Annotated in this window: 16 protein-coding genes; 9 read left to right on the plus strand and 7 right to left on the minus strand. The window is 56.8% G+C overall.

Annotated elements, in window-relative coordinates:
- Nucleotides 1–7: 7 nt before the first annotated feature.
- Nucleotides 8–637 (minus strand): DUF47 domain-containing protein, encoded by a 630-nt coding sequence (locus SE15_RS01345; RefSeq protein ID WP_054520306.1) that lies wholly within the window; start codon nt 635–637, stop codon nt 8–10.
- A gap of 204 nt (nt 638–841) precedes the next feature.
- On the opposite strand from SE15_RS01345, the gene SE15_RS01350 reads away from it, so the two are divergent.
- From SE15_RS01350 to SE15_RS01380, 7 genes are all read left to right on the plus strand, one after another.
- Nucleotides 842–1,882 (plus strand): LacI family DNA-binding transcriptional regulator, encoded by a 1,041-nt coding sequence (locus SE15_RS01350; RefSeq protein ID WP_054520307.1) that lies wholly within the window; start codon nt 842–844, stop codon nt 1,880–1,882.
- Nucleotides 1,883–1,991: 109 nt separating this feature from the next.
- Nucleotides 1,992–3,359 (plus strand): ABC transporter substrate-binding protein, encoded by a 1,368-nt coding sequence (locus tag SE15_RS01355; protein WP_054520308.1) that lies wholly within the window; start codon nt 1,992–1,994, stop codon nt 3,357–3,359.
- Nucleotides 3,360–3,453: 94 nt separating this feature from the next.
- Nucleotides 3,454–4,386: a carbohydrate ABC transporter permease gene (locus tag SE15_RS01360; RefSeq protein WP_054520309.1), complete on the plus strand. Its 933-nt coding sequence runs from the start codon at nt 3,454–3,456 to the stop codon at nt 4,384–4,386.
- Complete coding sequence (locus tag SE15_RS01365) at nt 4,383–5,567, plus strand: ABC transporter permease subunit (protein ID WP_054520310.1); 1,185 nt, start codon at nt 4,383–4,385, stop codon at nt 5,565–5,567. Before SE15_RS01360 ends, SE15_RS01365 begins: the two co-directional genes overlap by 4 nt.
- 25 nt (nt 5,568–5,592) lie before the next feature.
- The gene (gene treS / locus SE15_RS01370; protein ID WP_054520311.1) at nt 5,593–7,221 is read left to right on the plus strand and encodes a maltose alpha-D-glucosyltransferase; all 1,629 of its coding nucleotides are present in this window, start codon (nt 5,593–5,595) and stop codon (nt 7,219–7,221) included.
- A gap of 210 nt (nt 7,222–7,431) precedes the next feature.
- Entirely contained in the window at nt 7,432–10,521 is a 3,090-nt protein-coding gene (locus SE15_RS01375; RefSeq protein WP_054520312.1) for a PAS domain S-box protein, read from the plus strand.
- Between the two features lie 119 nt (nt 10,522–10,640).
- Nucleotides 10,641–11,480: a universal stress protein gene (locus tag SE15_RS01380; protein WP_054520313.1), complete on the plus strand. Its 840-nt coding sequence runs from the start codon at nt 10,641–10,643 to the stop codon at nt 11,478–11,480.
- 4 nt (nt 11,481–11,484) lie between these two features.
- Here SE15_RS01380 and SE15_RS01385 read toward each other — a convergent pair whose 3' ends face one another.
- From SE15_RS01385 to rdgB, 3 genes are all read right to left on the minus strand, one after another.
- On the minus strand, nt 11,485–13,125 hold the full coding sequence (locus SE15_RS01385; RefSeq protein WP_054520314.1) for a ribonuclease J: 1,641 nt from the start codon (nt 13,123–13,125) through the stop codon (nt 11,485–11,487).
- A 241-nt stretch (nt 13,126–13,366) separates the two neighbouring features.
- Nucleotides 13,367–14,404 carry an NAD-dependent epimerase/dehydratase family protein gene (locus SE15_RS01390; RefSeq protein ID WP_054520315.1) on the minus strand — a complete coding sequence of 346 codons (1,038 nt, stop codon included), beginning with the start codon at nt 14,402–14,404 and terminating at the stop codon, nt 13,367–13,369.
- Between the two features lie 20 nt (nt 14,405–14,424).
- On the minus strand, nt 14,425–15,081 hold the full coding sequence (gene rdgB / locus SE15_RS01395) for an RdgB/HAM1 family non-canonical purine NTP pyrophosphatase (protein ID WP_054520316.1): 657 nt from the start codon (nt 15,079–15,081) through the stop codon (nt 14,425–14,427).
- A 105-nt stretch (nt 15,082–15,186) separates the two neighbouring features.
- Between rdgB and SE15_RS01400 the strand changes: the two genes are divergently transcribed.
- The gene (locus tag SE15_RS01400; protein ID WP_054520317.1) at nt 15,187–15,669 is read left to right on the plus strand and encodes a YceD family protein; all 483 of its coding nucleotides are present in this window, start codon (nt 15,187–15,189) and stop codon (nt 15,667–15,669) included.
- A gap of 80 nt (nt 15,670–15,749) precedes the next feature.
- Nucleotides 15,750–16,928 carry a sigma-70 family RNA polymerase sigma factor gene (locus SE15_RS01405; protein ID WP_054520318.1) on the plus strand — a complete coding sequence of 393 codons (1,179 nt, stop codon included), beginning with the start codon at nt 15,750–15,752 and terminating at the stop codon, nt 16,926–16,928.
- 4 nt (nt 16,929–16,932) lie between these two features.
- Here the strand turns inward: SE15_RS01405 and SE15_RS01410 are convergent, their stop codons facing one another.
- From SE15_RS01410 to SE15_RS01420, 3 genes are all read right to left on the minus strand, one after another.
- Nucleotides 16,933–17,775 carry an alpha/beta fold hydrolase gene (locus SE15_RS01410; RefSeq protein ID WP_054520319.1) on the minus strand — a complete coding sequence of 281 codons (843 nt, stop codon included), beginning with the start codon at nt 17,773–17,775 and terminating at the stop codon, nt 16,933–16,935.
- A gap of 26 nt (nt 17,776–17,801) precedes the next feature.
- Nucleotides 17,802–19,595 carry an ATP-binding protein gene (locus SE15_RS01415; protein ID WP_054520320.1) on the minus strand — a complete coding sequence of 598 codons (1,794 nt, stop codon included), beginning with the start codon at nt 19,593–19,595 and terminating at the stop codon, nt 17,802–17,804.
- A 78-nt stretch (nt 19,596–19,673) separates the two neighbouring features.
- Nucleotides 19,674–20,327, minus strand: coding sequence for a CBS domain-containing protein (locus SE15_RS01420; RefSeq protein ID WP_054520321.1), 654 nt, complete (start codon nt 20,325–20,327; stop codon nt 19,674–19,676).
- Between the last annotated feature and the right edge of the window lie 84 nt (nt 20,328–20,411).

A 20,411-nucleotide genomic window follows, 5' to 3' on the forward strand; every position in this document is an offset into this window, starting at 1 on the left:
AGGCAGGTCAGGAGATCTTCATGATCACATCGGCGATGACGTTGGCTGCAGCATCTTCACGGTCAGCAGCATTACTCAGGTGACGGTAAATTTCGCGTACCTTTAGGATGGTCATCATTTGTTTGAGGTTTTTGGGTTCGCGGAACAGGCTAGCGAGAGCCTCACGATAAACGGTCTCTACCCGGTTTTCTAATGCCTTGGCCCGCTGGGCATGATCGCTGGCTACGCCGTAGTGACGCGTGCTCAGGCGCTGCATAGCAAGGTCAATCTCCTGGGCTGCGTCGTGGAGCAGGGAGACCATACGGATCATGTAAGGCGTGGTGGGCACATCCAGGATTTCCATTTCGTCCACGGTGGTATAGGCGTAGTCCAGGACATCGTCAATTTCACGCGAGAGGGCAAAGATGTCCTCCCGGTCAAGGGGAGTGATGAAGGTACGCATCAGTTCCTCAATGAGGATGCGGCGCACCTCGTCGGCTTCTTTCTCCACTTCAGCAACCTTGCGGGCCAGTTCGGTATTCCGTTTTTCCATGTAATTGCGGAGAAACAACAACCCCTTGACCGTGAGTTCGGTTTGGGTCATCAGCAGTTGTAAAAATTTATCGGGTTTGGGGGTGAAAATTTTACGCAGATTCATGCTCTCATGATCCTGGCAGAAGGTGTTTTATGCGCTGATGATGCGAACGAGGTGGCTTGATTATAGCAGAGTTTAACAAATGGTTAACACGCCCCTTTGCTACGAATTCGGCAAACTTTGTTTCCGAAAGTGGCTCTTGACTTTGGGATGAAATTTTTGTATTATCAAACTGCTAACACGTGTTAGCAACCATTTGGAGGCGCAATGGCCACGCGAAAACGGGTGACGGCGCAAGATGTAGCCAGGTTGGCGGGGGTTTCACGGACCACAGTTTCCTTTGTGTTGAACAATATCACCGATATGCGCATCAGTGAGGAAACGCGCCAGAAGGTGCTTGAGGCCGCCCGTCAGTTGAACTACCATCCCGATGTCGTGGCGCGGCGTATGGTCACGGGGAGGACCCGCGTGCTTGGATTTGTGTTGCGCCAAAGCCCCGAACAAGCCTTTGCAGATCTTTTCTTGCCCCAAGTGCTCAATGGCCTGAGCCAGGCGGCGGCCCGTCAGGGGTATCAGGTGCTATTTGAACCCATTGCACCGGGTCATCCCAACACCATGTATGCGCGCCTGGTTAACGAGCGGCATGTAGACGGCATCATCCTCTCGGGTCCGCGGTTTGATGACGAAGACCTGCTGCGTCTGCATCGCGAGGGCGCGGCAGTGGTGTTAATTGGACGCCTACCAGATGTGGAGATCCCCTATGTGGACGTGGATAACGTCGGGGGGGCTCGCATGGCCACAGAGTATCTCATTGGCCTTGGGCACCGTCGAATTGGTTTGGTCACCAATGCGCCACTTTTTTACACTGCCAGTGCGGAGCGTCTGTCTGGTTATCGGCAGGCCCTGGAGGCGGCCGGCCTTTCGTTTGAGGAGGGCTTGGTGCGTTACGGCGATTTCACGCCTCAAAGTGGGTACCAGGCGATGATGAGCCTGCTTCAGGTGCGCCCGTTGCCCACGGCAGTTTTTGTGGCCTCGGATACGGTGGCGTTGGGAGCCTTACAGGCGATTCGTCATGCTGGCTTGCGTATTCCTGATGATATTTCGCTGATTGGCTTTGATGATATCCCTCTGGCCGGCTTTCTCGACCCGCCCCTGACCACCATCCACCTGCCCGCCTTTAACCTGGGATGGGAAGCGGCTGAAATGCTTTTAAGTCGCTTGCACGGTGAGGAAATTCCCTCACCGGCGGCCCGGTTGCTGGCTACGCACCTGGTCGAGCGCGAGTCGTGTGCGCACGCTAGGAGATGACCTGTGGTTTCCCATGAAAGGAGGTGGTGTTTAGGCCATTTTTTGTCGTTCCCTTTCTTTATTACCCAACTACCACTCTTAAGTTCCCCAAAACCACTAGGAGGAAGAGATGTCTAAGCGTTTGTGGAAAGTCATTGTCGTGTTGGCAGGGCTGGCGCTGTTGATCGCCGCCTGTGCCCCGGCGGCAACCCCCACGCAGGCGCCCACTCAACCACCCGCCGAGCCGACCCAACCGCCTGCCCAACCCACTCAACCGCCTGCGGAACCGACTCAGCCCCCGGCGAGTGGGATTGACTGCATGGGTGCCAAGCCGGGCGATGAACTGACCATGCTTTACCAATGGTCGGGCCAGGAAGAAGCGCGCCTGAATGAGATCCTCAAGCCCCTTGTGGATGCCTGTGGGATTGTGATCAAACCCGAATCCACACGAGATCAGGCATTGCTGGATACCAAGGTGCAGGCAGGCACGCCACCGGATATTGCTTTCTGGAATGTGGCTCAGTTGGTGCAGTACCAGGATAAACTGGTGCCCATGGATGTGCTGGGTGCTCATCGCGAGAACTATGCGGATTTCTTTGTCCAACCCGGCACCATCAACGGCAAGTGGCTGGGCCTACCGGTCAAGGCCGATATCAAGACCATCATCTGGTACAGTCCGGCTGTCTTCAAGGCCAAGGGCTACACCGTTCCGACCACCTGGGAGGAACTGGATGCCCTGGTGGAGAAAATGGTGGCCAACGGCGATGTGCCCTGGAGCATGGGCTTTGAATCGGGCGATGCCACCGGTTGGACCGGCTCCGACTTCATCCAGGACATCTTGCTGGTCAAGCAGGGACCCCAGTACGTCCTGGACATCATTGATGGCAAGGTGCCCTACAACGATGCTGGCGTGAAGGAAGCCTACGAGATTTACGGCAAGTGGGCAAAGGATCCCAAATACACTGTCGGTGGTGCCCAGGGCACGCTCTCCACGGGCTTCCTGGATGCCATTTACAAGGTCTTCTCCGATCCGCCCGAGGCGATGATGGTGCGCCAGTCTGGCTTCGCGGGTGGCGAGATTGCCCGCAAGTACCCGGATCTGGTTTACGGCGAAGATTATGACTTCTTCATGGTGCCGGGAGCCAAAGGCCTGCAGGGTGGTGCGGACTGGATGATGGCCTTCCGCGATACTCCGGCTGTGCGTGCGCTGGTGGCCTACCTCTCCTCGGATCTGGGTGGGGCAAATTGGGCCAAAGCCGGCTTTGACCTCTCCCCCAACAAGGGCGCGACCGGCAACTACACCGATCCTTCATTGCTCAAGAAGGGTGAAATGCTGGCCAACACTCAGGGCTTCACTCCTGACATTGGCGATACCATCCCCGGCGGTTTTGGTAAGGCCGAGTGGACGGGTATCATCGAATTCATCAACGGCACCAAGGACCTGGATACCGTCCTGGCGGAGATTGCCAGAGTTCAGGCAGAGGCTTTGGGTAAGTAAACCCGGTGGCAACATAACAATCGGATGAGTTTGAGATCCCCGTGGCCCCTCACACCTGTGGGGGGCCCGGGGAGGTTGCCAGAGCGAGGTGGACATGGCAAAAGAGGCGGCGTATGTCCCCAATATTCTTCGGCAGGGGCGTTGGGTGCCCTGGCTCTACCTGGGACCGGCCCTCATCTTGATGAGCATTTTCATCCTTTATCCCGGTCTCAATACGCTTTATCTTAGTTTTCGCAATCAGAACGGGAGCGATTGGGCTTATACCACCTGTCTGGCCGGACAACCATGCTGGGGGATTTTCGAAAACTATCGCTACGCTCTGACTTCCTCCATCATGCGTACGGCCTTTGGCAATAATCTCAAGTGGATTCTTTTCATGGTCAGTGGTACGGTCTTGCTGGGGTTGCTCATTGCAACCTTGGCGGATCGGGTGCGTTACGAAGCCCTGGCCAAGGCCATCATCTTCATGCCCATGGCCATTTCGTTTGTCGGCGCTGGTGTCATCTGGAAGTTTGTCTATGATTACGGTTCCAGCCAGGTGCAAATTGGTTTGCTCAATGCCTTGATCACCTCGTTAGGGGGGCGGCCGGTTTCCTGGCTTACCGAGCCCCAAATTAACACGCTGGCATTGATCGTGGTGGGGATCTGGATGTGGACGGGGTTCTGTATGACCGTGCTCTCAGCGGCCATTAAGGGCGTGCCAGCGGAATTGCTGGAGGCGGCACGCGTGGATGGTGCCAACGAGTGGACGGTTTTCTGGCAGATCCGGGTGCCGCTGATTTTACCCACCATTGCGGTGGTCATTACCACCATGATTATCAATGTACTAAAAATCTTCGATATTGTGTATGTGATGACGGGTGGCAATTACGGCACGGAGGTCATTGCCAACCGCTTGTATATCGAAATGTACACCAGTTACAACACCGGCCGCGCGGCTGCCATTGCGATGGTGCTCACAGTGATCATCATCCCGGCCATTATCTTCAACATCCGCCGCTTTCGGGCTCAGGAGGCGATGCGATGAATCTGGAACATTTCAAACGTTGGCTGGGAAATCTGCCCGTCCATGTGGTCTTGTTGGGCCTGTGTTTCATCTGGCTCCTGCCCACACTGGGTTTATTAGTGACCTCCTTTCGACCCTTTCAAGATGTCAATGAAACTGGCTGGTGGCAGGTGCTTGATCCCCCCAGGGGGGCCAGGGAATATCAGCAGTTTTGCGCCGCCTGCCATGGGGGGAGAGGGGATGCAATCCCGAACGCGGATTTGAGCAACCCTGACCTGGTCCAGCGCTATCGGCGCTCGTTCACCCTGATGGCCGCCCTGACCCAAGAGTTCAATGGGCAGCCCCATATGGGAGAGGTGCCCCTTCCCAATGAGAATCAGGCGGCTTTGATTGCCACTTACCTGCGTCGCCTTTCGGGTCTGGAGGTGCGCCCACGTTTCACACTGGACAATTACATTGACGCAATCGTGGGCTACCGCGGCACCCGCAACTACCGTACCGATTGTGCCGAAGGGGTGCAATCGGTGGATCTTTTCTGCGATTGGCGCGATCTGGGCAACCCACGGGGAATGGGACGGGCCTTGATCAACAGCCTCATTGTGACCATCCCGGCAACGATTTTCCCCATCCTGGTGGCCGCCTTTGCGGCCTATGCGTTCTCGTGGATGGAGTTTCCTGGCCGGCAGTGGCTTTTTGCATTGCTGGTCGGTGTGCAGATTGTGCCTTTGCAGATGGCACTCATCCCCGTTTCGCGTCTTTATGCTCAGGTGGGCTTAAACGGCACGTTCCCGGGTATCTGGATGTTCCATACCGGCTTCGGACTGCCTTACGCGATCTTCCTGACGCGTAACTTTATGGGCTCCCTGCCGCGCGAGTTGTTTGAATCAGCGTTTCTGGAAGGGGCTTCGCACTGGACGGCTTTCACCCGTTTGGCCATTCCATTGACAGTGCCGGCCATTGCCTCACTGGCGATTTTCCAGTTTCTGTGGGTTTGGAACGACCTGTTGGTGGCGCTGGTTTTCCTGGGCGGGACCAAGCCGGTGCTGACCTACCAAATCAGCAACCTGGTGACCTCACTGGGGGGCGGCTGGCACTTGCTTACGGCAGCGGCTTTCATCTCAATGATTTTGCCCATGATGGTCTTCTTTGCCTTCCAGCGTTACTTCATCCGCGGACTGCTGGCGGGCTCCATCAAAGGTTAATCCTATTCATTTCATTGAGGACTACATGACGGCGACCTACTGGTATAAAAATGCGATTTTCTACGAGGTATATATTCGTGCGTTTGCCGATGGTAATGGCGATGGTCATGGTGATTTCATCGGCCTGACCCAACGGCTTGATTATTTCCATGAATTGGGAGTGGATTGCCTGTGGCTTTTGCCGATGTATCCTTCGCCACTCAAAGACGATGGATACGACATTGCGGATTATTACAACATCCATCCCGATTACGGCACCCTGGAGGATCTTAAGGTTTTTCTGCGTGAGGCTCACGCACGGGGGCTACGCGTTATCGCTGATCTGGTGGTCAACCATACTTCTGATCAGCATCCCTGGTTCCAGGCTGCTCGCGCAGATCGCAATTCGCCCTATCGTGATTACTACGTTTGGAGCGATACCGATCAAAAATACCAGGGCACGCGCATTATCTTCCTGGATACCGAGCGTTCAAACTGGACCTGGGATGAGCAGGCCGGGCAATACTATTGGCATCGCTTTTATGCGCATCAGCCCGATTTGAACTATGATAACCCCGCCGTCCAGGAGGAAATGCTCAATGTCATGCGCTTCTGGCTGGACCTGGGGCTGGATGGCTTCCGGGTGGATGCAGTGCCCTACTTGTTTGAGCGCGAAGGCACCAACTGCGAAAACTTGCCGGAGACGCATGCTTACCTCAAGCGAATGCGCCGCTTTGTTGAGGAACATTATCCGGATGCAATACTCCTGGCGGAAGCCAACCAGTGGCCGCACGATTTGCGCCCCTATTTCGGCGATGGGGATGAGTTTCACCTGGCGTTTCACTTTCCGCTCATGCCTCGCCTCTACCTGGCGCTGGCCCGACGCGAAGCAGCCCCCATTGTGAACATCCTGGCGCAAACACCTCCCATCCCCGAAAACTGTCAGTGGTGCACCTTCTTGCGTAATCACGACGAACTGACCCTGGAAATGGTGACCGAGGAGGAACGTGAATTTTTGTGGAATTACTACGCTCCGCATCCTCGCATGCGCCTGAACCTGGGCATTCGCCGTCGCCTGGCGCCTTTACTGGATGGCGATACCCGGAAAATCGCCTTGCTTCATTCTTTGCTGTTCAGCCTGCCGGGCTCACCCGTGCTTTATTACGGTGATGAAATTGGAATGGGGGATAATATCTGGTTGCCTGACCGCAACGGCGTGCGCACGCCCATGCAGTGGGATGCCAGTCCAGGGGCTGGCTTCTCGTCGGCGCCTCCGGAGCGATTTTATGCGCCGTTGATCCAGGAAGGTGAGTTTGATTATCGGAGGGTCAACCTGGCGGCCCAGAAAGCCGACCCAAATTCTCTCTGGCATACCTTGCGCCACATGATTGCCATTCGAAAGGCACACCCTGCTTTGGGTGCGGGAGACTACCGGCTGCTATATCTGGACAGACTGCCGGCATTCCTGGGGGTGCTGCGCCAGGATGGCCAGGAAACGCTATTGGCCCTGCATAACCTTAGCGAGCATTCCCTGGAATTTGATCTGCCGCTCCCGGGGTTGAGTGGACGGCAGTGGGTGGGCTTGCTCGGCGCAGGGGAAAGTAGGCAGGTGGAAGGGGGTTCTTTGCGGGTTTGTCTGGGGCCCTACCAGTATTGTTGGCTAAAATTGATGTAAGCCGAACCCTGGGGAGATGCCTGAGTGGCATCTTGCAATATCATCTTACAAGAACCTTACAGATTTGCAAGCTGTCGAGTTTTCAAGAGGGTTTCCCGCCCCAATCATGTACAATCAAGCATGTACTGGTGGGCTTTACTGAGGATTTAAGGGTGCTAAAAGGAAAAATTAGGGGTGAGGTTGAACAAACGATCCGTGATTGAGGCGGACATGACCCAGATATTACCGGGGTGGACACAGGCACTGTGGGAAGCATCGCCGTTAGCGGTAGTGGTCTGGCAAGAGGGGGATGGGATGGGCCGGGTTGTGGCATGGAACCGGGCGGCGGAGCATCTTTTTGGCTGGGAGCGCGAGGCTGTACAAGGACAGTCGGTATATGCTCATCTGCTGGCCTCGGAAGACGATGCCACCCGCCTGCGCGAGGCCGTTCAGCACCTGGCAGAGGGCCCGGGCACAACCCTTGCGCTGGCCTGCCGGAGTAAACTCGGACGCACCTTGTGGACGAACTGGTCCCTGAGCCTGCTGCCCGCGGCAGGTTCATCTGCGCCGCTCTTATGTCTGGCTTATATCGAGGAGAAAACGGAGCCCCATGTGCTGGCTGAGGCACTACAGCACAGTGAGGCCACGTTTGAAAGCCTTCTGGCTAATCTGGAAGATGGGGTGACCATCTTGCGTTATGGGCGGATTATTGTGGCCAACCCGGCCATGGCCAGGTTGCTGGGAGTTTCTACGTCGCAAGCCCTGCTCGGTAAGGACTGGCTGGCATATCTGACTCCCGATTCGCGCGCGCAGGTTGAGCGCGAACTTCCCCGCTGGCGCGAAGCCACTCGCACCAGCCACCGCCTCGAACTAACCTTCCAGCGCGCTGATGGACAGCAAGTAGTCACTGAAAGTACCTTCCTTAACGTGCCCTTTGCCGGGCGTCCTCACACCATTGCCATTCATCGGGATATCACCGAGCGTAAGCAGTGGGAAACGCAACTGCGAGCCAGTGAAGCGCGTTATCGCACCCTTTTTGAGTCAATGCTGGATGGTTTTGCTCTGCACGAGATCATCCTGAATGAGCAGGGTGAGCCGGTGGATTACCGCTTCCTCCAGGTCAACCCGGCCTTTGAACGGTTGACCGGTTTGCAGGCGGACCAGGTCATCGGGCGCACGGTGCGGGAGGTCTTTCCGCATCTGGAACCCCACTGGCTGCAGGTTTACGGGCGGGTGGCATTGAGCGGCCAGCCAGCCCATTTTGAAGAGCACAGCCGTGACCTGGGACGCTGGTTTGAAGTCACGGCTATTAGCCCGCGCCATGGCCAGTTTGCGACCTTTTTCAACGACATTACCGCCCGGGTGCAGGGAGAGGCCATGCAGCGCCTGCTTAACCGGGCCTTAGAACAGGCCGACGTGGTGCTGATGCTTGCAGACCTGGAAGGCAATTTGGCCTGGGCGAACCCGGCATTCACCCGTCTAACGGGGTACAGCCTTGAGGAGGCACTGGGCACCCCGCTTCTGCGCTACTGCGGTCAGCCCGCGCAGATGGAGGCGATTTTCAATCAGGTAAAGCAGACGGGGGAAGCCTGGGATGGAGAGTGCAGTGGATTACGCAAAGGGGGAGAGCCTTTTGTGGCCCGGATAAGCGTTTCGCCAGTGGATGAACCCCGTGGCGACCTGACCCATCTGGCCATTGTGGCCTGGGAGATCACCGAGCAGAAGCAACATGAACAACAGCGCGAGGCCTTGTTGGCTCTGGCCGAGGCCCTGAGGGGCACTGAAGTATTGGAAACCATGCTCCCCGTCATCGGTGAGACCATTGGCCGTGCCATGGATGCCTCTGCGCTGACCATTTCCCTGTATGACTCTGAACAGGATGCTTTGGTGGTGCAGTATGCCCACGGGTTGTGGAGTAACCTGGCGGGTCAGGCCATTCGGGCAAGCCAGGGAATCACTGGTTATGCTTTCAGCCAGGGCAAGCCTTACGTACAAAATCAGGTGTTAGAAGACCCTAACCGGTTATGGGATGGGCGGGTGCGCTACCCCTCCTGTATGGTGGTAGTGCCCCTGGTGGTGGGCGAACGTCGCCTGGGCGCAATTACCCTCGGGCGCGAGCGCCCCATTCGCCCCCCGGATACCATGATGCTGATCAGCCTGAGCGAGTTTGCGGCCAATGCGTTGCATCGGGCCATCCATTATCGGGCGCTGCAGCAGGCGCTGGGGCGCCTGAATGCCCTGCGCCAAATTGACCTGGCCATTTTGAAACAAGGCCTCAACCCCGAGTCCATGCACGTCCTGGCACGCGAAACTCGTGAGCACCTGGAGGTAGATGCTGTCAGCATCTGGATTTACTGGCCAACCGAGGGAGTCCTGCGTTTGAGTGCGGGAAGCGGTTTTCGTTCTATGCTACCGCTGGGCCTGGTTTGCCGCCCGGGTGAAGGTCTGGCGGGGGCAGTGGTTGAACAACGTGCTCCTTTGTGGATTCGTGAAGGCTTGCATAAGAAGCCGTACGCTGTAGATTATCCCTTCCCTGAACGCGAGGAGGGGTTTGAAGCCTATTATGCATTACCTCTGTTGGTGCAGGGAGAGCCCAAAGGCGTGCTCGAGATTTTTCAGCGCGCTCCGCTGACGTTGAATGCTGATCAGGCTGAATTCTTGTTCATGCTGGGCCAGCAGGGGGCCATTGCAATTGAAAACGTGCATATTCTGCGCGAATTGCACGGGGTGAATCAGCAACTACGTCAGGCTTACGATCAGACGTTGGAGAGCCTGATCGGTTTGCTCGAACTACGCGATGATGAAACCGAAGGGCATAGTCGCCGGGTAGCTGAGTTTACTTTGCGTATCGCGCGCGAGATGGGCTTGAGCGAAGAAAGCCTGGTGCACATCCGACGCGGGGCGCTGCTGCATGATATCGGTAAAGTGGGGGTTCCGGATGCCATCTTGCTCAAAAAAGGACCCCTCACGGCCGAAGAATGGGCGATCATGCAGCGCCATCCGGTCATGGCGTTTGAGATTCTCTCGAAAATTCCCTTCTTGCGTCCGGCATTAGATATTCCCTATTGCCATCATGAGCGCTGGGATGGGAGTGGCTATCCACGAGGGCTCAGAGGGGAGCAGATTCCACTGGCGGCACGCATCTTTGCGGTCGTGGATGTGTGGGATGCTTTACTTTCTCAGCGCCCTTACCGTCCCCCTTGGGAACGCGAACGGGTACGCGCCTACATCCGTGAGCAGGCCGGCAAACTTTTTGATCCTGCGGTGGTGGAGGTTTTTCTGCGTCTTGAAGCAGAATTTGCTCATCCTCAGGGAGCATGACTCTTTTTGAGATTGGAGTCTCAAAAAATTTTTCCATCCGGTCGGGGCGTTGGGAGCGTTGCGCGATTGCGCTACGGGGTGCGCTATGATAGGATTTAACTCAGGAAGCCCGAGGCCCCATGGAAAAGGCTCGTCTGCTGATTGCCGTGGAAAGCCAGGCGCCGACCTACCCGGCGCTGGAATTAGGTCTCCTGCTGGCCGAACTTCTACGTTGGCCGGTAGATCTGCTGGGTGTGGGTCGGGCATCGGTGGATGCGACTTTAGCCCGACGGATCGAGGAAGCCACCGAGCAGTTGGGGGCAGCAGGGCTGATGGGAGATGTCCTCTGGGAACGTGGACCGTTCGTACCGGCCGTTTTGCGTCACCCCCGGGCTCGGCCAGATACGTTGCTGGTATTCAGCGATGCCCATCGCCCACGCTGGCGACGCCTGGCGCACTCGGGACGTTTTCGGCAATTACAAGCCGCGTGGCCAGGGCCATTGCTGAGAGTACGAACCCTACGCTGGCCTTTGCGGCGCCTGCTGGTATGTAGTGGCGGGCTTGATTACACCCTCCCTCTTGAAGCCTTCATGCTGGATTTGAGCCAGATCACAGGGGCACACCTGACCGTTCTCCATGTGATTGAACCGGTTACCCTGGATTATCCTCTGGCGTATAATGTGCAGCGTCACTGGTCGCACCTGCTTGAAACAGACACTCCCCAAGCGCAGCATTTTCGGGCCTTGCTGGCACGGGCTGAGCACACCGGGGTGCCTTGTGAATTAAAGGTGCGCCATGGGCCTGTAGTGCATGAGATACTGACTGAGGTGCGCACAGGCGGGTATGATTTGATTGGCATGGGATCTCCATTTAGTGCGCATAGTTTACGACGGCTCTTCCGCCCTGAAGTCACCACTCTGGTGAGTGCCGGGGCAGAAGAGCCGCTCTTGATTCTACGTTACATGCCAGATCCGCCGTAGGCGCTTACTCGCGCGCCGAGGTCACGTAGATCAAGGGACGGCGGCGGGTTTCGTTGAAGAGGAAGTTGCTTAGCGCTTGTTCAACATCGCGATTGAGGTTGCCGTTGGCGCGGGCAGCTACCTCGGCCACCCGTTTGCGAGCGCGCGCCAGCACTTCGTCTGCGTCCCCTGCAGTCAAGAAACCGCGGCTGGTGATCACTGGCTCACGGCGCAAACTGCCGCTATAGCGGTCCAGCACCAGGTGCACCATCACGATGCCATCTCGGGCCAGCGCTTCGCGTTCGCGCAGCACTTCTTCGTCTACCTCGCCCACGCCCGAGCCATCCACAAAGACATAGGAGGTGGGGACTCGTTCACCCAGGCGCATTTGCCCGTTGATGAATTCCAGTACCTGGCCGTTTTCCAGGATGGCTACGTTCTCGCGCGGGATGCCCATCTGCTGGGCGAGGATGGCATGCCGGTAAAGATGGCGCGGTTCACCGTGGATGGGAACGAGGTACTTGGGCCGGGTCAGGTGGATCAGCAACTTCATCTCTTCCTGGCTGGCGTGCCCCGAGACGTGAACTGGGGCAATGGCTTCGTAAATCACATTGGCGCCGAGCTGGAAGAGTCGGTTGATGGTTTCATAGACATTCTCTTCATTCCCGGGGATGGGGTGGGAGGAAAGCACAACCGTATCGCCTGGGATGATATCAAACTGGCGGTTGGTGCCGCGTGAGAGTCGGCCCATGATCGAGGTGGGTTCTCCCTGCGAACCGGTGCACATGATAACTACTCGCTCCGGGGGCAGTGCCAGCGCCTGTTCCAGGCTGATCACAAGGTCATCCGGCAGGTTCAGGTAGCCCAGTTTGCGCGCCATGCGCATGTTATCCACCATGCTGGTGCCCACAAAGGTCAGTTTGCGGTTGTGGCGCTGGGCAGCATTGGCGACCTGCTGCATGCGTGAGATAAGCGAGGCAAAACTGGCGAGAATGATGCGCCCGGGGGCTTCTGCGAATACCTGGTCCAGAGCCGCGTCCACAACCCGTTCAGAGGGGGTCCAGCCGGGGCGCTCCACGTTAGTGGAGTCGGCCAGTAACGCCAGCACGCCGCGCTGAGAAAACTCGGCAAGCGTGGCGTAATCGGTTGGCCAGTTATCCACGGGCGTCTGATCAAATTTGTAATCGCTGGCGTGTACAATTAGCCCGACCGGTGTCTCGATTCCCAGTCCCACGGCATCGGGGATCGAGTGACAAACATGGTAGAACTTGACCTTGAAGGGGCCAATTTGCACCGTTTCGCCTGCCTGGACGGTGTGCAGTTCACTGCGCTGCAACAGCCCTCCCTTGGCCAATTTGACCTCAAGCAGGCCGCGGGTCAGGGGGGTGGCATAAACGGGGGCCTGAATGTTTTCCAGGACATGGCGGATGGCGCCGGTGTGGTCCTCATGGCCGTGGGTGATGATGATGCCCTTGACCCAGTCTCGCTTATCGAGCAAGTAGGTGATATCAGGAATGATGTAATCAATCCCCAACATATCGTCGTTAGGGAACATCAAGCCTGTGTCCACGATGAGGATCGAGCGTTCGTACTCGTAAACCATCATATTCCGCCCGACCTCACCGAGACCGCCGAGGGGAATGATACGCAACTTAGAATGTTTCATTGCTAAACCGTACTCCAATTTCTTTCCAAAAGATTTTTTCAAAACGCCAAAAGAGCGTCTTAGATTCAAACGAAAACCCCGGCAACCGTTTCACCGGGGCCCAATGAGGGTGGGCTGTGCTGCTGCAGGGCAGCCTGACCTCCGCACACCCCCATGTGTGGCCGGAAGACCGGCGAATTCCTCAAAATTCATTGATTGAATTTTAGCATAACCTCCCGGATTTGTCAAAACAAATGGGTGTTCAAAAAAGCCACTTTACCCAGCCGAGGGCTTTTTGCTGCCAGGGTACGCGGTGGGTCACTCCGGCTTTTCCACTGAAGCGTTCTTTGTTGGCCAGGTACCAGCGAAAGTTGCGCACCAAAGCCTCGCGGTTAGAGTAGCGAGGTTGGAATCCCAGGCGTTGTTGGGCTTTTTCGATGGAGACAAACGAATCCCGTGCCGCGGTTTCGTAAATCCAGGGGTACAGCGGGGAAAGGCGGAGCGCTTCCAGGACTTTAAGCGCCAGGATGGCTGGACCGGCTGGGAAGGGGATGATGCGCTTACCAAAGCCCGCTTCATCCATTACGGCCTGAAAATCCTCGCGCATGGTGCTGAACTCAGCCGCCCCGATATTGAACGTATCGTTCACCCTTTCTTTATCCAGGGTCATACACGCCAGGATGGCCTGGCATAGGTCTTCAACATCCAGTAACTGGTAGCGGTTTTTCCCCGAACCAATCATTGGGAAGTTGCGGCCCTCACTGGCCCACTCATAGAGGATGGCAAAGACCCCTAGGCGCTCGGGCCCCACAAAAGATTTGGGGCGTAAAATGGGTACGCACATGCCGCGCTGGCGGAATTCTTGACAAACCGCCTCGGCCTGTACCTTGGCCTGTCCGTAAGGGCCCACGCCATTCAGGGGATCATCTTCATAAATGGGATGGTGGTCAGGGACTCCGTAGACCGCTGTGCTGGAAATATGGATGAAGCGTTCCACTCCGAGGGCTTGTGCTTCTTCCAGGAGCAAGCGGGTACCCACTACATCGGTACTGAAAATATCCTCGGGGGAATAAAGCGGGAGGGCTGCGGCGGTATGGACCACGATGTGAGCGCCTTCCATGCTCCGCCGCACGGCCTCGGGATCACGAATATCTCCCTGGAAAAATTGGACCTGGGGCCGTTCGGGATAGGTAAAATCCACCAGGTCTATCCCGGCTATGTCGGTATAGCCGTGCTGAAGCAGGTAACGCACCAGGTTGATACCCAGAAAGCCGCTTATTCCGGTGATGTAGATGCGCATGATTCACCTCGGAGTGCGGATCAGGTATGTTCAAGATGGGAGGAGGGAGGATCTCCCGAGGGCGACCCCAGGAGACGCTGGAGCAGGGGGCGCGCAGCCTGCAGGGCCCGGGCGCGATGACTGATGCGGTTTTTGACCTCAGGAGGCAATTCGGCCATGGTTTGGTCGTACTCAGGCAGGTAGAAAATGGGATCGTAACCGAACCCGTGCTGGCCGCGTTCCTGCGTGATAATGTAGCCGGGGCAGGTACCTTCGGTCAGGTAGATCTCGCCGGTGGGTAGTGCCAGGGCTACCACGCAACGAAAACGAGCTGGCCATCCCGGCATTCCATCGGGAATGGGGTGTGAACGCAGGCGTTCGAGCAAGTAGGCTCGGCGGTCGGCATCGGTGGCGTTGGGTATTGGTGCGTAGCGGGCTGAACGTACCCCGGGTTCTCCACCCAGGGCTTCTACTTCCAGCCCTGAATCATCCGCCAGGCTGGGCAGCCCGCTGGCGCGGCTGAAAGCCAGGGCTTTAAGCACTGCATTTTCCTGGTAGGAACCTCCAGTTTCTTCAACCTCGAGATTTAACCCCGCCTCCGCGGGGAGCACCAGGGTGAGCGGTAAATCGGCCAGGATAGCCTGGATTTCAATACGCTTGCCAGGATTGTTGGTGGCGATGAGAAGAGAGGTCGGCATGGGTTTTTATCAATTTTATCATATTAATGAAGATAACTTGACTTGCCTGTATGAGGGTGCTATAATCAATTTGTCCTAAAATTATAGCATTATTAAGCAGCCACCGTGACCTACCCACGCTTCCCTCTCCGCATTAATGTTGGTTTTCTCATTCACCAGTCGGTTGGGACAAATCGTGATTTTACGTTCGATTTCCCGCTGATTCAATTGGGCGCGGATTTTGAGCTGACCACCTTTCAGGGGACGGCGCACATCAGCCGTACCCAGCAGGGACTCCTGGTTGAATCGGAATTTAGCGGGTTTGTGGCATTAGAGTGTGTGCGTTGTCTGGAGATCTATCCCCAGCCGCTATCCACGCACTTCTCGGAACTCTATTCATTCCGTCATCGGCGCAATGCCCCGACGGATCTCTTTGTTCCCGATGATGGTTACATTGATCTCACGCCCCTGGTTCGGGATTACCTGATTCTGGAATTGCCGATCAAGCCAATCTGCCGCCCGGACTGTCGTGGGTTGTGCATGTATTGTGGGACTAATCTTAACCTGGCTACCTGTGAGCATCAAATGCAGGTCATGTTGGATGGATAGGCGTCATCTGTTGGAAGGGGGCGTTTGAGATCCGCTTTTTGGATTCACCCCAAGCCCATACAAAGGCAGGAGGGAAACGAGTGTTAAACACGGGCAGGCCAAAGCACAGCGTAGAAATTTTGGATTTGCTATTGGAAAAGGCCGAAGTCCAGGGATTTTTGACCACCGAAGATCTGCTTGAGGTATGTCCGGAACTGGAACAGGATGCTGATCGGTTTGAAAATTTGCTAACCCTGCTCCGCCGTCAAGGTATCGAATTCTTTGATCGAGAGAACGAAGCCCTGGAGGGGGAGATGCTCTTCGATGGTGAGGCAGAAAGCGAACTCCCTCTGGAGATGGATTGGATTACCAACGACGATACGGTGGGGCTTTACCTCAAGGAAATGGCTCGCGTACCGTTGCTGACGGCGGAAGAAGAGCGTGAATTGGCCCAGCGGATCGAGCGTGGGCGACAGGCGCGCCGCATCCTCGAACACCTTAACGGGCAGGCTACCCCCCAACAACGGCAGGAACTGGAACAGCAGGTGCTGGAGGGGCTGCAGGCGCGTGAGCACTTGATCAAAGCCAACACACGCCTGGTGGTTTCAATTGCCAAGCGCTATATCGGGCGTGGAGTGCCCTTCCTTGACCTTATCCAGGAGGGCAACCTGGGGCTGATGAAGGCTGTGGAGAAGTACGAGTATCAGCGAGGTTTCCGCTTCTCCACATACGCGACGTGGTGGATTCGCCAGACTATCACCCGCGCCATTGCCGATCAGGGGCGGACGATTCGCGTGCCAGTGCATATGGTGGATCGGATTCGTAATTTGTACCGGGTGGCCCACGAATTGGAACAGCGCCTTGGACGTGCCCCCACCCAGGCCGAACTGGCTGAAGCACTCAACGTTTCGCCAGACAAGGTGGATTGGATGCTGCGAGTCTCATGGTTGCCGCTATCCCTGGATAGTCCGGTGGAAGAGGACGAGGAAGATACCGAACTGGCGATGTTCGTGGAGGACCAGAGCACGCCCTCCCCCATGCAGAGCGCTTATGATAAGCTCCTGCGCGAAAAGGTGGAAGCCGTGTTGGATACGCTGCCCCCACGTGAGGCGCGTATCTTGCGCCTGCGTTTTGGTCTGGAAAACGGCCACACCTACACACTGGAAGAGGTGGGGCAGAAGTTTGGTCTGACCCGCGAACGCATTCGCCAGATCGAGAGCAAAGCCCTGCACCGCCTGCGTCATCCCCGGCGATCACGTCAGTTGAAAGAGTATTTGTAGCCGCTCACGTGCTTTCTTCACGAGAATCGAGCGCTTCAGCGTCCTTAGGATAAGGTAGCCACGTGGGCGTCTCAGATGGGGTCATGGCCCGAGCCAGAAAAGCGCGTAAACGGCGACTGACCATCCCTGGCTGTTCCAGCCACACCCAGTGGCCAGAATCGGGCACAATTTCCACCTGTAGCCAGCCAGGTGCGCTACGACGAAGTTGCCGTACCAGAGCAGAGGGGACCAGAGGGTCATGGGCGCCGAAGATGGCCCATGTGGGTACACGGAGAGTGCTCAAGCGCTCACGTACGTCAAAACGTGCCAGGGCTTTCCAATCGGCACTTCGCACCTCCGGGCGTTGATGCGCCAGGGTCTGGAGAACCAGGTGGGCGATTGAGCGGGGCGTCGTGGCGAGCAAGAGATGACCCTCCAGGCTGCGCAGAGCTTCGGCCCGCAGCAGGGGGCTTTCAAGCGCTTCAAGCCATGGGGCGGGCAGTGAAACACAAGGGCCGCTGCTGATGAGCCCTACGGCTCGAACCAGGCCCGGATACTCTAACCCCAGGTATAGAGCGACGGCACCGCCCAATGAGGTGCCCACCAGGCAGGCGCGAGATAGCCTCATGGTAGCCATAAATTCCGTGATGACTTGCGCATAAGTCTCTACGGAGTGCAGTCCTGTGCCGGGTGAACGCCCATGGCCGGGCAGATCCACAGCAAAGACTCTGTACCCCTCTAAACGACGCAACATAGGTGGCCAGAGGCTGGCTTCCTGGCCATTGCCGTGAATCAGGATCACCGGTATGGGATGGATGGGATTGCCCCCTTCAAAGTACAAGTAGTGAAGTGAACTTTGCAGGGGCATGCCTCCTTCCGTGTGAAAAGGGGATCTCAGGCGCGCTCGCGAGTGCCGATCAGGCCGCGGTGGAGTCGCTCGGCTGCCGAATCGGTCAGCGGGATCACAATATATACCCGGGTGCCCTTACCGGGGGCAGAATCAATGTAAAGCAAGCCGTTGAGAAGTTCCGTCCGCTCGCGCAGGTTGACCATGCCCAGGCTGCCGCGGTGTTCGTAGTTCGTCTCAACTTCCTTGGGATCAAATCCCTTACCGTTGTCAGCGACCTCGACAAAGGCGATTTCCTGCTCGCGGGGCAGGAAGCGAATGCGCACTCGAATTTCACTTGCTTCAGCGTGTTTGCGGGCATTATTGACGGCTTCTTCAATAATGTAGAAGATGACCGTTTGGCGATTGGGGTCCAGGCGCTTGACAACATCAGGGTCGGCATCCAGGGTCACTTTTTGCTGGTACAACGCCCACATTTTCTCGCACATAACCTGCAGGGCAGGGATCAGGCCCTCCGATTCCAGGATCAACGGGCGCAGGGTAAAGAGCATGTGCCGGATTTCCTCGGTGGTGCGCCGGGCCAGGGCTTCGATTTGCTTGAGCTCCTCGGTAACCTGGCCGTTGGTGGCGCCGCTCTCCAGCCGCTTGCGTAGAATGCTTAGCCGCATGGCAATTGCCGAGATGGATTGTGTGGGACCGTCGTGGAGGTCACGGGCCAGTTTTTTGTGCGCTTCCTCGGTCGTTTCGATGAGGCGTTGACGCTCCTCTTCAAGTTGCTGGAACAGGCGGGCATTCTGAAGGGCTATGGTGACCTGGTGGCCAATGATCTCGAGCAGTTCACAGCGGTCGGGGGTGAAAAAGTCGGGGTCGGGATGGGCAAATAGCATGGCACCGAAAATCTGCATTCCGCGTACCAGGGGCAGGCAATATGCCGAACGGCAGTTTTGCAGGGCTACCAGACGATTTAATTCGGGGTCCTGCCCCAACTGTGTCAGGATCTGGGGCTCACCGCGCTGGAGGATCTCGGCCAAGACACCCTCGCGAGCCCGTAAGATGACTCCCTGATCAGCAGGGGGCAGGCCGCGCGCTGTCCCGATGACCAGCCCTTCTTCGCGGAAAACCAACACCAGGCTGACTAGGGGTTGGATATCGGCCTCTTCGCTCAATGCGGCCAGGCTCAGATCCAGCGCAGCATCCAGGACAACCTGATGGTTGAGGGTGCCGCCCAACGTTTCGACCATGTCGTAGAAAGTTTGAATGCGCCGCCGCTCCCTTTGCTGGGCCTTACGCTCGGCCTCGCGGCGCAGTGCCAGTTGGGCTTGATACCGCTTGCGCACTGCACCGATCAGACGGGTGCTCAATGCGCCCAACAAGCCCCCTGTGAGCAGATTGAAGGCGAGGGTGCGCCCTAAGGGCAGAAATGATTCCAAGACAAGCGTGCCCCCCGTGCGGGTATAGAATGCTCCCCCTTGCAGCAGACTCAGAGCCAGTGCAACGCCCAGGCTGCCTCGCCACTCATAGTAGATGGCGCCGGAGAGCAGGGCCAGCAGACCAATCCAGAATAGCGGCCCGCTTTCACTCCCGCTAGCCAGGAACATGCCTATACTGATCAGGAAGTCTATCAGCACATTTATGGGGCGGTGGAAGACTAAGCGGCGATTGTTGATCGCCAGCGAGGAGGAAGCCAGATTCCACCCAGCACCAAGTGCAAGAAGAAAAATGAAAGGCCAGGTGGCACCTGTGCTCAAGGCCAGCACCAGGGTGGCAGTGATCAGCATCACCCACCGCAGCAGGATGGCAATCCAATCGGCCAGGTAAGGAAACTCAGATTGACGCACCACCTGAAAATATACCCCAAAAATGGGATTTCGCCCGGCACCTGTAAGGTAACTGCAAGGCGCCGGGCGGGAAGGACAGCACTAGACCCCTTTCATCTCGCGAATATCCACCACCTTCTCAACAACAGGCTGGACGGCTTTTTGCAGGTCGTCCAGGCTGACACCACTGACTTTGACCGTCACGCGGCGGGTCTCAGTAGATTCACCCAGAAATGTGCCCAGGGCAATAATATTGCCACCAGTGCTCTGGATGGCGCCGGTCAGCTCATGCAGTTTGCCCGGCATTTCCCTTAGTTCCACCGTTAGGCGCACACCGGGCATGCGCGCTCCCAGCATCTCCAGGAAGATGCGGAAAAGATCCGTCTCGGTGATGATCCCTACCAACCGGTCGCCGCGCATCACGGGTAGCCCACCAATTTTATTATCGGCCATAATGCGCGCCGCTTCTTCCAGCGGCGTATCCTCGGTTATGGTAATTACATTGGTGGTCATGACCTGTTCAACGGTGATTTTGCTGAGCAGGTAGTTGATCTCCCAGACGCTCAAGGTGGTGGCTTTCGAAGGAGAAGCGTTCATCAGGTCCAGTTTGGAGACGATGCCTACCAGTTTGCCCCGTGAATTGACCACCGGATAGCGGCTGACACGATCACGGCGCATTTGAGCCAGGGCATCCTGAACGGGCATGTTGGGCGGAACGGTAATGACCGGGTGGGACATGCGTTCACCGACTAACATCGCCATACCTCCTCATCAATTTTCCTAATTGTACAACAGGCCTTGTAAACTCATTTTAGCGAGGTTATGTCAATTTTGTGTTTG

This window comes from Thermanaerothrix daxensis, assembly GCF_001306145.1.
In the GTDB taxonomy this organism is placed as follows: domain Bacteria; phylum Chloroflexota; class Anaerolineae; order Anaerolineales; family Anaerolineaceae; genus Thermanaerothrix; species Thermanaerothrix daxensis.

Coding starts and splice junctions, on each gene's coding strand:
- SE15_RS01345 (WP_054520306.1), bottom strand. CDS start 637: ATGAATCTGCGTAAAATTTTCACCCCCAAACCCGATAAATTTTTACAA.
- SE15_RS01350 (WP_054520307.1), top strand. CDS start 842: ATGGCCACGCGAAAACGGGTGACGGCGCAAGATGTAGCCAGGTTGGCG.
- SE15_RS01355 (WP_054520308.1), top strand. CDS start 1,992: ATGTCTAAGCGTTTGTGGAAAGTCATTGTCGTGTTGGCAGGGCTGGCG.
- SE15_RS01360 (WP_054520309.1), top strand. CDS start 3,454: ATGGCAAAAGAGGCGGCGTATGTCCCCAATATTCTTCGGCAGGGGCGT.
- SE15_RS01365 (WP_054520310.1), top strand. CDS start 4,383: ATGAATCTGGAACATTTCAAACGTTGGCTGGGAAATCTGCCCGTCCAT.
- treS (WP_054520311.1), top strand. CDS start 5,593: ATGACGGCGACCTACTGGTATAAAAATGCGATTTTCTACGAGGTATAT.
- SE15_RS01375 (WP_054520312.1), top strand. CDS start 7,432: ATGACCCAGATATTACCGGGGTGGACACAGGCACTGTGGGAAGCATCG.
- SE15_RS01380 (WP_054520313.1), top strand. CDS start 10,641: ATGGAAAAGGCTCGTCTGCTGATTGCCGTGGAAAGCCAGGCGCCGACC.
- SE15_RS01385 (WP_054520314.1), bottom strand. CDS start 13,125: ATGAAACATTCTAAGTTGCGTATCATTCCCCTCGGCGGTCTCGGTGAG.
- SE15_RS01390 (WP_054520315.1), bottom strand. CDS start 14,404: ATGCGCATCTACATCACCGGAATAAGCGGCTTTCTGGGTATCAACCTG.
- rdgB (WP_054520316.1), bottom strand. CDS start 15,081: ATGCCGACCTCTCTTCTCATCGCCACCAACAATCCTGGCAAGCGTATT.
- SE15_RS01410 (WP_054520319.1), bottom strand. CDS start 17,775: ATGCCCCTGCAAAGTTCACTTCACTACTTGTACTTTGAAGGGGGCAAT.
- SE15_RS01420 (WP_054520321.1), bottom strand. CDS start 20,327: ATGTTAGTCGGTGAACGCATGTCCCACCCGGTCATTACCGTTCCGCCC.